The organism is Fictibacillus sp. 7GRE50 (assembly GCF_015903875.1).
Classification (GTDB): Bacteria; Bacillota; Bacilli; order Bacillales; family Fictibacillaceae; genus Fictibacillus; species Fictibacillus phosphorivorans.
Genome location: NZ_JACZDW010000002.1, coordinates 77,380 through 90,752 on the forward strand (window position 1 = coordinate 77,380; position 13,373 = coordinate 90,752).

Here is a 13,373-nt window from a genome sequence, read left to right on the forward strand (position 1 = left end):
TTATAGTGGGTGCTTTATATTTTCACTTTGCTTGAGATTGCTTCAAGCGGTTTTGCATTTCCGTATTTTGGAGCTTCACTGCCTGAAGGAGCTAAGAATGATACTGCATTCGTGATCACTTTTTGCACATCTTCGTTGTAATACGTTGGATACGTTTCATGTCCCGGACGGAAATAGAATACTTTTCCTTTGCCACGATTGTACGCTGCTCCTGATCGGAACACTTCTCCACCTTCAAACCAGCTGACAAATACAAGATCATCTGGAGCAGGAATATCAAAATGCTCCCCATACATCTCTTCTTTTTCAAGCTCGATGTATTCACCAAGTCCGTTTGCTATCGGATGGCTTGGATTAACAATCCAGATGCGTTCTTTTTCATCAGCTTCACGCCACTTAAGGTCACACGATGTTCCCATCAGCTTTTTAAATATTTTTGAGAAGTGACCAGAGTGAAGAACGAGTAGACCCATTCCATCAAGAACGCGTTGATAAACTTTATTTACGATTTCATCTTCTACTTCATCATGAGCTAAGTGTCCCCACCAAACTAACACATCCGTGTTGTTTAATACTTCTTCTGTTAGACCATGCTGAGCTTCATCAAGTGTTGCTGTGTTCACATCATGCCCTGCTTTTTCTAGAAATTCTTGAATAGCACCATGAATTCCTTTTGGATATATTTCTTTTACTACTGGATTTTTCTGCTCATGGCGGTTTTCATTCCAAACTGTTACTTTAATCATTTATAACTTCCTCCTATGTGTGTAAGCATTTTACGTAAACGTTTACGTAAATCCCAAATAAAAATGAAGCTTTGAGTTAACCCGCTTTTTACTTGTCACGAAATTCACTGACTGATTGCCTTTCCACAATGTTAAAAGGCATATAACGGCTTTTTGCTTCTTGTTGTTCACCTTTAATCAAACTGACTAGCATTTCACCTGAGGTCTGTCCCATATCCTTTAACGGCTGAGATACAGTCGTTAGTGGCGGATAACACATCTCAGCAATCTTCAGATTATCATAACCGATGATTGATAGTTCCTCTGGCACCCTTATTCCTAACTGATGTGCAGCAGACATTGCTCCAATGGCCATCTCATCACTTGCTGCGAATAATGCGGTCATATCTGGCAGTTTTTTTAGCAGAAGTGGCAATGACTCTTTTCCGTTTTGAAAACGATAACCCTCATTTTTCGTTATGTGCTTGTTAGTAATAGAAAGGCCATTACTTTCGAGAGCTTTTTGAAATCCTTGCATTCTTGGTACTCCAGCAATCGGATCCTCATCGCTTCCACCGATCATGCCAATCACTTTATGACCTTTTCCAATTAAATACTCTGTAGCTTGAAATGCTCCATCAAAATCATTCACTCGAACAAATGGCAAATCGTATTTGGATGAAGCCGTAGAAACAAGGACAACAGGTACTTTCATCTCTTGAAAGATTTTATAGTACTCTTCTTTAACATCTTCTGAAGCAAAGATGATTCCATCTACTCGTTTTTCTTGCAGCAGCCTCAAATATTTCACGGTTCTCTTCCCACTCGAAGTCGTGTTGCAGACGATTACGCTGAACCCTTCGTCGTGAGCTGCATTCTCTACACCTTCTAATACTTCTGATGAAAGCATTCCGGATACATCCGGAAAAAGAACCCCTATCGTCTGTGTCCGCTTGTTGATGAGCCCGCGTGCGATGGCGTTAGGCTGATAACCGAGTGCTTCGATAGATTGCTGAACTTTTTTCTTTGTTTCCTCCGAATAGCCAGGCAACCCGTTTACAATCCGAGATACTGTAGCGATTGAAACGTTTGCATGCTTAGCAACATCTTTTATTGTCGGATTCAAAACATCTCCCTGCTTTCTTGTTACGTAAACGTTTACATTTACACTTACAATCTATCAGCGCTCTTAGAAAAAGTCAATTATTTTATTATCAAAATAAGATTACGAATTACTAAAAAGGGAAAAGACTACTATTATGAAATGGAGGTCAGATTTAATGTGGTATCAGCACTCATTTTTCAAGTACGCCGCAGGCTCAGTTTTACTATTAATGATCCTTTATTTACTAGGGAAAATTGATTACCTGCTTGACTTCCTTTATCTTGTTATATCTAGCGTTTTCTTTCCTTTGTTTATCGCTGGGTTGCTTTATTATCTGCTTAGACCGGTCATACGTTTTTTAATGGAGAAAAAAGTCCCTAAGTTTGTAGCCATCATGGTAGTGATGGTCGGTTTGATCTTAGCGATATCTAGTGTTGCCACGCTAACCGTCCCCGTTGTAGCCGATCAGCTTTCTAGTATCACTGACGATTTCCCGAAAAAGATTGGTGAAGCTACTGAAAAGACAGGCACGATGATTACTGGAAGCAAAAAATCATTCGTCGACAGCACACATATAACAAAGTTAGCCACACAACGGCTTGAAAAGTTTACAAGTACCGTTTCAAAAGATGTTATTGCTCTTGTAGCCACATTGACAAACATTGCTTTAGTATTGTTAGTGGTCCCTTTTATTCTTTTTTACTTGTTGCTTGACGATAAGAAATTTTTTAACTATTTTTTAAGGTTTACTCCTCATCACATGGAGCATGAAGTCGCAGCGATTGTTAGAGACATAGACTCTACCCTGTCCTCCTACATAAAAGGTCAAGTTCTCGTTGCTTGGTTTGTAGGTATTTTTATGTTTGCGGGGTATCTATTGATCGGATTAAAGTTTGCATTAGTGCTTGCTCTTTTTGCAGTTCTAACAAATGTGATTCCTTTTTTAGGACCGTTTATCGGGGTGTTTCCTGCTCTTTTAGTAGGTTTGATCCAAGACCCGTTTATGGCTGTAAAAGTCGCAATCGTAACGCTCGTTGTACAACAAGTAGAGGGAAATATTTTGTCTCCTCAAATCATGGGAAAACAGCTTCGTATCCATCCGCTCACCATCATCCTAGTCGTACTCATGGCAGGTGCAGCATTTGGGTTTATCGGTCTGCTTTTAGCCATCCCTACTTATGCTGTCTTAAAGACGATCATCAGTAACGTATACCGTATTTACTTGCTCTATAACCCACCTGAGTCTAGAAGTAATTTACTGTGAAAGGAGAAAAGTACTCATCGTGAAACAGCCTTTTGTAAAGAAACCAACAGTTAAAGATAAAATTAAAAGTCGTTTTGAGTCCTATCGCCCTTGGGTCCACCGTACTGCACGTATCGGTTATCTTTCAAAAGGTATCGTTTACATCATTATCGGCATTCTTGCTTTAATCATGTCTATTGGAAAGCATCCGAGTGAAGCAAGTTCAAACGGAGCACTCTATACGATCGCTCAACAGCCTTTTGGTCCAATATTATTGATTTTGCTTTCCTTAGGCTTGAGTGCGTTTGCTTTTTGGCAGATTGTTAAAGCTCTTTTCGATCCTGAATGTGTGAAGCATGACTGGAAAAGATGGTTTAATAGGTTAGGTTTTTTAATTATTGCAGGCGTTTATATCGCCATGTGTATCAGTTCTTTACGCATATTGTTTCGTGCAAGAGCAAAATCTTCTGATGAAACTTACCAAACGCTTTCTGCACAAATGCTCTCACAGCCTTTTGGTCAACTGTTAGTCGCTATTGGAGGTATTGTTTTTGCCATAACAGGAATCGTATTTATGTTTCGAGCCTTTACACATCGATTTAAACGCGACTTAAAGAAGAATGAAATGAATAAAAAAGAATGGCGATGGAGCGGTTATATTGGAACATTTGGAATGGCTGCCCGCGGTATCGTTTTTATGATTATTGCGTTCTTTCTAGTTCGTACGGCTATACTTGCTGATCCAAAAGAGACTCGGGGTTTGGATGGCGCACTCTTGGAGCTTGCGTCACAACCGTTTGGTCCAGTGCTTCTTGCAATCGTATCACTCGGCTTTATCTCATATGGCATATTCATGTTCGCAAGTGCCAGATATAGACGATTGAATAACTAAACAAAGCCCCCTGTCTCTAAAGAGACAGGGGGCTTTGTTTTTGTGAGAAAGACATATTGAAGAGAAATGTCTTTGTTTGGGGTCAGACCCCAGAAGACCATTTCTCAAGAGTCTTATCTGTAGGCAGCATGACCGTTAACAATCCGACTAACGGTAAGAAGCTGATCAAGAACATCGTGTTTGAGATGCTCGTCACGTCAGCGACCTTACCAAGCACTACCGACCCGAGGGCTCCCATACCAAACGCCAGACCAACGATCAAACCTGATACCATACCGATTCTACCAGGTACAAGCTCTTGGGCATATACGACAGTCACCGAAAAACTCGTGTTCAAGATAAAGCCGATCAAGAAAAACAAAGGAATAACAGCCCATAACCCTACGTGGGGTAGAAGTAAAGCGAGTGGTGCTGACCCGACCATCGACCAAAAGATCATGTTTCGTTTTCCTAACCGGTCTGCGATTGGTCCTCCAAAGAAAGTTCCAAGTACACCTGAAGCCATGAAAACAAACAAGTAGATTTGTGCTTGTCTAATAGTAAGTCCATAATCATCGATCAAATAAAATTGATAATAGTTGCCGATTCCAGAGAAGTACCAAGAACGTGCAAAAACTAAAAAGACGAGCAGTGCCATCGCTCCGATAACTTGGTTTTTTCGTTTCTTATCAATTTTCTTTTTCTCACCGGTTTGCTTTTGAACACGCGGGAAATGAACAAGCTGTTTGGCATACCAGCCGGAAACATAAAACAATACGAAGATAGCGATAGCCGCTAGCGAAGTAAACCATACAGCTCCGAACTGTCCGAGCGGTACGAAAACGAGCGCAGTCATCACAGGGGCCAGTGAGCTCCCTGTATTCCCTCCGACTTGATAGATGGATTGTGCTAGTCCTCGACGGTTTCCAGCTGCCATATAAGCGACTCTAGACCCTTCAGGATGAAAGACAGCAGAGCCTAAACCAATACCAATAACTGAAATGATAATCATATAAAAGGAATCCGCAAACGCGATCCCCAGCATACCTACTAAACTCGCCATCATTCCAACTGGGAGTATATAAGGTGAAGTTGTTCTATCCGTATACCAACCAATCACCGGCTGCATGATGGAAGATGTGATGTTTAAAGTAAAAGCAATCCATCCAAGCTGAGTAAAAGTCAGATTCATTGATTTCTCTAAAATTGGAAAGATAGCTGGTATAACAGCCTGCATGGAATCGTTTAATAAATGTACAAAACTTATGGCAAAAAGAATGGAATAGATCGTTTTTTGTTGGTTAGAAGATGAATCTATCGACTTGCCTGTTGGAGCTGACATCCTTCATTCCTTCTTTCGTTTATCTTTAAAAGCTCATACACTTTTAAATTATGTAACTTACATTAGATTACCATATTCAGATAGACCAAAACGAAATCGCACGTATTTTACATTCAAAATGAAGCAAACACCCGCGAAGAAAATCTCAAAACAACACGGGAAATAAATTGTTTGGGGACTGACCCCATACAAGAAGCCAGCCCATGGTTCATGGCTGGCTTCTTACCTTGCTCTTATTCAATTTCTAGATCTTTTCGATCACTTTATCAATGATCCCGTATTTTAATGCTTCCTCTGCAGACATGAAATAATCACGGTCTGTGTCTTTTTCCACCTTTTCAATCGGCTGGCCGGATCGATCAGAAATGATCTTATTCAACAACTCGCGTGTTTGTAAGATGCGTTTCGCGTGAATCGCCATATCTGATGCCTGCCCTTGTGTTCCACCTAACGGCTGGTGTATCATCACTTCTGCGTTCGGAAGCGCATAACGCTTGCCTTTTGCACCAGCTACCATGAGAACAGCTCCCATTGAAGCCGCCATGCCGATGCAGATAGTCGAAACATCGGGTTTAATGAATTGCATCGTGTCATAGATCGCTAGCCCCGCAGTAACAGAACCTCCTGGTGAGTTGATGTAGATGGAGATGTCTTTGTCAGGATCTTCAGCTGCTAGAAAGAGTAATTGAGCAACGATGGAATTTGCTACGTTATCATCGATCGCGCTCCCCAGCATAATGATTCGATCTTTTAACAAGCGTGAGTAAATATCGTAAGACCGCTCTCCGCGATTTGTAGATTCTACTACCATTGGAATTAGATTCATCTGTCTTCCTCCTAGTTAGGCTGCGATTGCCATCGGGTTTGTATTTGTTTTTGGTGTAACATGTATTTTTCCAAATCCTGATGTGATAAAAATAATTTTAGCTGGTTCCTGTACCGTTTCTGTTTCTGTAACCTGTACTTCTGTTTTCATAGGAATGATGTTAGTATCATCACTTGCTGCTTCGCGATTGATTGGGATAACCGTACTTTTATTCTCCTTATTCACGTTGTGCCGCCTCCTTCAGGTTTTGGATACATCGCCATTGAAACGTGGTACATCTTTGCATTCTCTTCGTTCGGTTTGTGGTGTTTTTGAATGAGAGTGGTGAGCATATCTGCATATTCCTGCAAAAAATGATTGCGGTGTTCAACGTTGGAAAGTGCTAGTTCCATTTCCATCACTGCGCTTGGTATCTCTTCATCTTCCGACTGCTCCATTAAGGAAATGGCATCTCGTTTGATCTTCTCAGTGAGTGATAACACATGAGCAAGAGCGGTTTGATCTTGGAGCTTTTTCATCGTGTCAGCAGAGAGACCTAGTGAATCTGACAATAAAAACGAACGGCCGACACTTACGTATAGAACTTCTACAAGGTTTCTTACATTCCTTGTGCCTGCACGTACTACAAGGCCTACTTTTTCAAGTGCTTTAAGATGATAATTCATTTTTTGAGCGGAATCGTTCATTCTTTTTGATAGCTCTGTCGCAGAACGCGGCTCCTTTAACAAACTTATGAGCTCAGATCTTACAGGATGCAATAGCGCAGCTGCTTGTTCTGGTTCTGTGACAATAAACGTCTCTGGCATGCTTTGATTCCTATTCACTCTCATCACCTCACTTCATTATTTGACCTGACGTAAAAATATAACTTTACGTAAAATTATTTTATTACGTTACTCGTCATTTTGTCAAAGATTTGAAAAAAATATACGTTTGCCTATAGAAAGAAACAAAAAAACAGACTGACTTCTCTTCAGCCTGCTTTTTTTATACTCCTTATACGAACGGTCCGATTCCAAGGATGAAAAAGACCGTGGCCATTCCTGCGTTCAACCAAAATTCCGTTTTTTGATTAAAAATTTTTCGCTCTACTGCACGAAAAATAAAAATCACCATCAAGATTGAAAATAATACAGTTGGACTTTCCCAAGTCTTACCGTTATAAATAGCCAAAAGTAGTCCTAAGAACATGAGAACCATTTCTGTATACACCCAGCGTTTTGGACGTTTTTTCATCATATCGGCCCCCTATTCACCGGTTGATAGTACATAGTGTACGATGTGGAGGCCTATCTGGTGCCTTTCTTCATACAGATTTTTCTTGGTTCGATCTTAGCCAGTTTTTTGCTGCAACATTTTTATGAAGTACACGGATGACTAACAAACCGATTACTCCACCCACAATTGAACTGACTAAAAAAGGAGTGACAAAAAAGAATGCGCCAGTTTTTGTTCCTAGAAAAACTGTAGCTACTGGCACTGCTATAATAGCTCCGATGATCCCTGTCCCTATCCATTCGCCTATAACGGCAAAGACATACTTTCTTCCCTTTTTATAAAGGTACCCTGCTACAAATGCCCCGATCATTCCTCCTGGGAAAGCAAGCAATGAACCGATTCCAAATAAGTTACGCAACAAGCCGATACTAAAAGCTATAATAACTGCCGGAATGGGTCCAAGTGTCACACCTGCCATCACGTTGATCGCGTGCTGAACGGGAAACGCTTTTGCCACCCCAGCAGGAATCCAAAACAAATGAGAACAGATTGTCCCAATTGCGACCAACATCGCCATTACAGTAATCTTTTGGACAGAAATCTTCACTTACGATTCTCTTTTGCACGATGGATAGAATGAAGCAGATTAACGGAAGCGGATGTAGGATTTATTGCACCACTGATTGCTGAGATAACTGCAACACCATCAGCACCTGCTTCAATGACCTTACTCGCGTTTTCAAGTGTGATTCCACCGATCCCAACAAGTGGGACGTTTATCTGGTTGCTGCGAAGTTCTCTGATTAAATCAACTCCTACCGGAATCTTCGCATCAGCTTTTGTGGACGTTTGATAGATCGGACCTGCGCCGATATAATCCGCACCATGTTTGATAGCGTCGGCTGCCTCAGTTAGAGTATGTGCCGAAACACCTAATAGTTTACCTTCTGTTTCACGGCGTATGATATCCAGCTTTCCATCTGTCTGACCAACATGAAGGCCATCTGCATCAACCGCCTTCATCAAGTCTAGATCGTCATTCACGATAAAAAGAACATCATGTTCTTCACAAACTTTCTTTGCACGATTTGCCATTTCTAACTGATTCTGACCACTTAAACAGTTCACACCTTTTTCCCGGAACTGAAAGGCAGTAATCCCGCCTTCGATCGCTTGCAAGAGAATACGATAAAAATCTTCTGGTGAACTGCAGTTCATCGTTCCAGCTACAAAATAAAGTGATAGATTTTGTTCTAAACGTGTTTTAGCTTTGGTTCTCATCTATTTGCCCCTTCCTTCAACATGTGATCTTGCCAGTGGATTGTTTCATGAAATATTTCATGGGTAGTCTCTAACTGAAAAAGCTGGTCAAGAAGATTTTGTTGAAAGCTTCCTGGTCCTTGAGCAGTTTTAACAGCTTCTTCTGCCGCTTTAGTAAGCATTAATATAGCTAATGCGGTTCGTTCTAAGACTGGCATGTTTACTGTCTCCTTCGTGACTTCTTTTTTCAGGTTGGCTTGATATAGAGCTACCATTGAGGTAGCAAAGCATCCTGTCCCTGTGACATAAGAAAGCATCGGATCCCCATGAGAAAGCACGATAGCTTTTTCACCATCTGAAATAACATCCTTACTTCCAGTCATGGCGATAAGACAGCCTGTTTGCTTTGCCGCAGCCCCCGCAAGCTTGATCAGATCATCTTCAGACGTCGCCAAATCACCATCCACACCTTTTCCTTCCCAAGCCCCTTCAGCCAGAAACTGCATTTCAGCAGCATTTCCGCAAATTGTCAGAATTGTTCGGGGTCTGACCCCCTTAAATTCTGAATATTCAAACAACAACTTCTTTACGAGCTCTTGCCTGAATGATGATAGACCTACTCCTACTGGATCAAGGACAACTGGAACCTCAGCGTACAATGCTTTACGAAGTGCGAGTATCATAGATTTTGCTGAAGCTTCATCTATTGTTCCAATGTTCAGGACTAACGCATCGGCAACCCCTACAGCTTCTTCAACTTCACATGCGTCATGCACCATCATTGGACTCCCTCCTGCTGAGAGGACTCCATTGGCCAGAAAGTTCATGGTGACATTATTCGTTATATGATGAATGAGTGGCTTTTCTGCTCTAATCTGTGAAACAAACGTTTTCCATTCTTGTATCCTAGTATTGTTCATGTGCAATCCTCCTATAGGCAAAATGATTGACCGGTCCATGACCTGAACCAACATCGATTCCATGTTCAATTGCGGTCTGTATATATTTCTTAGCATGCACGATCGCACTATCGACCTTTTTCCCGTATGCAAGCTCTGCAGCCAATGCTGCTGAAAACGTACAACCCGTTCCGTGAGTATTTTTCGTTTGAATCCGCTTCTCTACAAGTTCAATCATCTCTATGCCATTAAATACGAGATCCGAAACAAATTCACCGTTTCCAAAGTGTCCGCCTTTTACTACAACATGATCAGCACCCGAATCAAACAAAACTCTTGCCGCCTCTTCTCTAGCCTCGCTGCTGTTTATCGTTATACCTGTTAATGCTTCAGCTTCAGGAATGTTTGGTGTGACGATCTTCGCGAGCGGTAGCATACATGTTTTCATAGCATGTAATGCTTCTTCTCCTAACAATGTTGCCCCACCTTTTGCGATCATAACTGGATCGACCACTACGTTTTTCCATCCGAATTTAGTTATCATATAAGCTGTTCTCTCAATATAATCACCTGAAAAGAGCATTCCAGTCTTTATCGCATCCGGCGTCAAGTCACTGCCTATAGACGCTAACTGAGCTTCTAAACCTTCTATAGAAACTGGATATACGCCTTGAACGCCTGTCGTATTCTGTGCAGTGACTGCCGTAAGGACCGACATACCATACACGCCTAATTCTTGAAACGTCTTTAGATCAGCCTGAATACCTGCACCACCGCCACTATCTGATCCTGCAATCGTAAGTGCTTTACTTACCTTTATCAGTTGTCCCATATTCATCTACCTCCTAATTCCTAATGCAAAAAAAGCCACCCGCTGATTGGCGGGTGGCTTAAAATTTCATTTCATAAAGGAAACTGTTATCCACACCGCTTCCCTACGCCAGTATGAACTGGATCAGGTTCAAAGGGTCGAAGGTCATAACCTTCTCTCAGCTTAAAATAAGCACCCCTAGCGAAAATGACATTATTGAGTTAACACAATCCTACTCATACATAAACAATAATGTCAATTATTTTTAGGTTACGTGTTTCAAAAAGTTTAACCATCTTTAAATACGGGGAAATAATAACTAACACACTATTACAACATAAAAAAAATAGAATTTAAACAATTGTAACAAAGAGCAGCAAACAGAAATAAAAATGACAAATCATTAACATTTTTTCCAAAAGGTGGTGAAAACATAGCACTTTAGATACAATGTATAAATTTTTTCAGAATTTTCAAATAAAATGGTTGTCATTAGGCATCTTGCTCAGTATACTAGTAGAAACCTAGAAACATAAAAGGTTAATTGGATAGGGAGATAATTTTAAGGAGGGAAACAGGATGAAAGACAAAAACACTTCTTTTAACAAGAACCAAAATGAGATGGTGCAATACAAACAACAAAAAAGAGACCCATTTGCCTTCAGCCTTATTGCCCAAATGGTATTAGATGAGGCCCTTCACAATTATTACAAAGCGTATTATGAGAGAGAAATTGACATTGCCTTGGATACAAAAGATAAAGAACGTTTTATGAAATTAAGCGCAGAATACAAAGCGTTTCTCAGCTAGTGCTTTAAAACGGCACACCACTTAAAAGGTGCCGTAAGAGCCAAAACACCCTTTCAGCAAACGGATCATCCGTGCTGCAGAGGGTGTTTCTGACGTCCCAGTTACTGACAAGTTAAACACACATCTCTTAAGACATAGTTGTCGGTGATTCCGGCTTTTTCTTTTGTTCTGTTTTTCGTCTCCGCCACCATACATAAACCACAATAATTACGATCAGCCAAATCGGTGCTAATCCTAAAATACTCACTACAATTAATGAAATCGCAGACATTAAAAAGTTCACCGTATCCATAAAAAGCACCTTCGTTTTTGCCCACGTATTTAACCCTTCTGTTTGAAGTTCTTGCGCTTTTAAATTTTTCACTTCAAATTGTATCGTAACCGTTGAGTAATCACTTTGATTTTTCAAAAAGTTTAAGCGCCCTTCTACCTGTTCTATCTCTTCTTGTACGGCAGCTAGGTCACCAGATATCTTTAATAAGTCTTCTGTCTTCTGTGCGTCCTTCATAAAAGCCTCAAGACGTTCCCTAACTTGTTGCTTTGCTTTCAACCGTGAAGTCAGATCAACATATTCTTCTGTAACGTCTTCTCCAGTAACATTTTCGTATGGTGTTCCTTTACTTAAACTTCGAACATCATCTAAAAACACACGAAAACTTTTCATCGGCACACGAACAACCATCACACCAGATTCATCATTCTTTTCACCTATACTAGTAGTAGACTCAACGATATATCCGCCTGTCTTCTCTGCCGTTTCTCGAACAGTCTCCATCGAGCTTTGCAATTTATCCACTGCGATCATGAGTTCAGCGTTATAAATTACTTTCCTTTGGTTTTTTAGTTGCTGTTCCGCTTTATCATTATCTGATTCACCATTCCTACTTCCCTCTTCTGATGAACTCTCTACCTTGGCTTCTGACTGTGTCCCACCACTATCTTGATCTATAGCTTTATCACTTTTCGAACTGCTCTCACTGCTGCATGCACTCAACAGAAGTACAGCAACAAATACCCACAATTTCCATTTTTTCCACATATCGTGATACCCCCTTTTTCGCTTAGACGCTTTTTAGAAGAAAAAGGTTTCAGTTCCCAAAAAAACCAACCTATTGAATGATTTTTTCTGAGACATTTTTGTGATAAAATAGTGTCTGATGATTTGTAGTTTGAAAAAAAACCGATTTATGCTAGTATGTACAGGATAAGTAAGTGGTTTACTGGAGGAATAGCATGTCAATGATAGGAAGAAATGATCCGTGCTATTGTGGCAGCGGAAAAAAATATAAAAAATGTTGCTTACATAAAGAAGAGCAAACACGTGAAGTATCCTTCCATCAAGAAGGACTCATCAAATATGCCTTGGAGAACTATCAGCAGGATTTAGCTGAACGTACATCCAAGTATGTGAAAAAGTACCCTGTGGCTAAAGAGCAAGAACAAACATACGCAAATATTGCAGTTTGTTGGGAAATTTTCTGCTCAGAGATTAAGGATAATAAAACGCCTGTACAACTTTATGTAGAGAAAGTGAAGAACGCTGTTAAACCAGAAGTCGCGGAAATACTAGCTGGTTGGACAACAGCTTCACCATCCCTTTATAAAGTAATTGAGCAGAAGACAGGATTCATCTTTACCGTACAGGATATTTGGACAGAAGCTGTGTATGATGTAACAATCAATGCTGCTGAAAAGCCAAAAACAGAAAGTGCTCTACTTGGAACACTCGTTTCAAACGGCATCAACCATGAGTTTTATGTTGGATATGTGGAAATGCCTATGACTGAACTTCCACCGTTAAAAGCTGCGATAGAAGATATTCAGCCACAAAGCGATGCGAACGAAATATTTAGAAGCGAGTTCCCTGCTGTACTTCAGCTCTCTTTGATTGATATTAGTGCTGGTGTGCCTCAGTCTCAACCTGAGAACACAGCAACTGTTACAACAACGTCAAAAGTTGAAAAAACGGAAGAAGCAACGGATTTGAAAGATGAAAAATACAACGCTGTAACTGAACTCGTTAAAGCGAACGCTGAGACAGAAGTTGTTGAAGAAGCAGAAAAGCTTTGGAGCGAGTACATTACAGAAAGTAAGCCTGCTATCCGTAAAGAAGAGATCTATGCGGCTGCTCTTGATTACCTCGTCTCAAAAGACATTAGAGGTATCGCTTCAACTCAAGCAGAAACGGCTAAAAAGTATGGCGTATCACCAGCTAGTCTATCTTCACGTTATCGTGAAATGAAAGAACTATTAAGCGTATAAA

General features: G+C 40.6%; 16 protein-coding genes and 1 riboswitch. Of the genes, 4 read left to right on the top strand and 12 right to left on the bottom strand.

Features of this window, described 5'->3' with window-relative positions:
• Window positions 1-14: 14 nt before the first annotated feature.
• Together IHV12_RS07425 and IHV12_RS07430 are read right to left on the bottom strand one after the other, a co-directional pair.
• On the bottom strand, window positions 15-746 hold the full coding sequence (locus IHV12_RS07425) for a ThuA domain-containing protein (RefSeq protein WP_197190437.1): 732 nt from the start codon (window positions 744-746) through the stop codon (window positions 15-17).
• 88 nt (window positions 747-834) lie between these two features.
• Window positions 835-1,851, bottom strand: a complete 1,017-nt coding sequence (locus IHV12_RS07430) for a LacI family DNA-binding transcriptional regulator (RefSeq protein ID WP_197190438.1) — start codon at window positions 1,849-1,851, stop codon at window positions 835-837.
• A gap of 154 nt (window positions 1,852-2,005) precedes the next feature.
• On the opposite strand from IHV12_RS07430, the gene IHV12_RS07435 reads away from it, so the two are divergent.
• Window positions 2,006-3,094: an AI-2E family transporter gene (locus IHV12_RS07435; RefSeq protein ID WP_197127377.1), complete on the top strand. Its 1,089-nt coding sequence runs from the start codon at window positions 2,006-2,008 to the stop codon at window positions 3,092-3,094.
• A gap of 19 nt (window positions 3,095-3,113) precedes the next feature.
• Window positions 3,114-3,965: a DUF1206 domain-containing protein gene (locus IHV12_RS07440; RefSeq protein WP_197190439.1), complete on the top strand. Its 852-nt coding sequence runs from the start codon at window positions 3,114-3,116 to the stop codon at window positions 3,963-3,965.
• A gap of 82 nt (window positions 3,966-4,047) precedes the next feature.
• Here the strand turns inward: IHV12_RS07440 and IHV12_RS07445 are convergent, their stop codons facing one another.
• The 9 genes from IHV12_RS07445 to thiD form a co-directional block, all read right to left on the bottom strand.
• A complete protein-coding gene (locus tag IHV12_RS07445; RefSeq protein ID WP_197127375.1) occupies window positions 4,048-5,286 on the bottom strand; it encodes an MFS transporter in 1,239 nt (412 codons plus the stop codon).
• Between the two features lie 244 nt (window positions 5,287-5,530).
• Window positions 5,531-6,112, bottom strand: a complete 582-nt coding sequence (gene clpP, locus IHV12_RS07450) for an ATP-dependent Clp endopeptidase proteolytic subunit ClpP (RefSeq protein ID WP_066392681.1) — start codon at window positions 6,110-6,112, stop codon at window positions 5,531-5,533.
• 15 nt (window positions 6,113-6,127) lie between these two features.
• Window positions 6,128-6,337 carry a hypothetical protein gene (locus tag IHV12_RS07455; protein ID WP_197127374.1) on the bottom strand — a complete coding sequence of 70 codons (210 nt, stop codon included), beginning with the start codon at window positions 6,335-6,337 and terminating at the stop codon, window positions 6,128-6,130.
• Window positions 6,334-6,936 (bottom strand): winged helix-turn-helix domain-containing protein, encoded by a 603-nt coding sequence (locus IHV12_RS07460; protein ID WP_197190440.1) that lies wholly within the window; start codon window positions 6,934-6,936, stop codon window positions 6,334-6,336. The genes IHV12_RS07455 and IHV12_RS07460 overlap by 4 nt, the downstream gene beginning before the upstream one ends.
• A gap of 172 nt (window positions 6,937-7,108) precedes the next feature.
• Window positions 7,109-7,351: a hypothetical protein gene (locus IHV12_RS07465; RefSeq protein WP_197127372.1), complete on the bottom strand. Its 243-nt coding sequence runs from the start codon at window positions 7,349-7,351 to the stop codon at window positions 7,109-7,111.
• 67 nt (window positions 7,352-7,418) lie between these two features.
• On the bottom strand, window positions 7,419-7,931 hold the full coding sequence (thiW, locus tag IHV12_RS07470; protein WP_370568798.1) for an energy coupling factor transporter S component ThiW: 513 nt from the start codon (window positions 7,929-7,931) through the stop codon (window positions 7,419-7,421).
• A gap of 2 nt (window positions 7,932-7,933) precedes the next feature.
• On the bottom strand, window positions 7,934-8,611 hold the full coding sequence (gene thiE, locus IHV12_RS07475; RefSeq protein ID WP_197190441.1) for a thiamine phosphate synthase: 678 nt from the start codon (window positions 8,609-8,611) through the stop codon (window positions 7,934-7,936).
• Window positions 8,608-9,510, bottom strand: coding sequence for a hydroxyethylthiazole kinase (gene thiM / locus IHV12_RS07480; RefSeq protein ID WP_231620684.1), 903 nt, complete (start codon window positions 9,508-9,510; stop codon window positions 8,608-8,610). The genes thiE and thiM overlap by 4 nt, the downstream gene beginning before the upstream one ends.
• Complete coding sequence (gene thiD / locus IHV12_RS07485) at window positions 9,497-10,309, bottom strand: bifunctional hydroxymethylpyrimidine kinase/phosphomethylpyrimidine kinase (protein WP_197190872.1); 813 nt, start codon at window positions 10,307-10,309, stop codon at window positions 9,497-9,499. The genes thiM and thiD overlap by 14 nt, the downstream gene beginning before the upstream one ends.
• Before the next feature lie 95 nt (window positions 10,310-10,404).
• Window positions 10,405-10,510: riboswitch (TPP riboswitch) on the bottom strand.
• Between the two features lie 369 nt (window positions 10,511-10,879).
• Here thiD and IHV12_RS07490 point away from each other — a divergent pair.
• Window positions 10,880-11,110, top strand: coding sequence for an IDEAL domain-containing protein (locus tag IHV12_RS07490; RefSeq protein ID WP_231618116.1), 231 nt, complete (start codon window positions 10,880-10,882; stop codon window positions 11,108-11,110).
• 127 nt (window positions 11,111-11,237) lie between these two features.
• On the opposite strand, the gene IHV12_RS07495 is transcribed toward IHV12_RS07490, so the two are convergent.
• On the bottom strand, window positions 11,238-12,149 hold the full coding sequence (locus tag IHV12_RS07495) for a DUF4349 domain-containing protein (RefSeq protein ID WP_197190442.1): 912 nt from the start codon (window positions 12,147-12,149) through the stop codon (window positions 11,238-11,240).
• Window positions 12,150-12,343: 194 nt separating this feature from the next.
• Between IHV12_RS07495 and IHV12_RS07500 the strand changes: the two genes are divergently transcribed.
• Window positions 12,344-13,372 (top strand): YecA family protein, encoded by a 1,029-nt coding sequence (locus IHV12_RS07500; RefSeq protein WP_197190443.1) that lies wholly within the window; start codon window positions 12,344-12,346, stop codon window positions 13,370-13,372.
• Window position 13,373 lies beyond the last annotated feature (1 nt).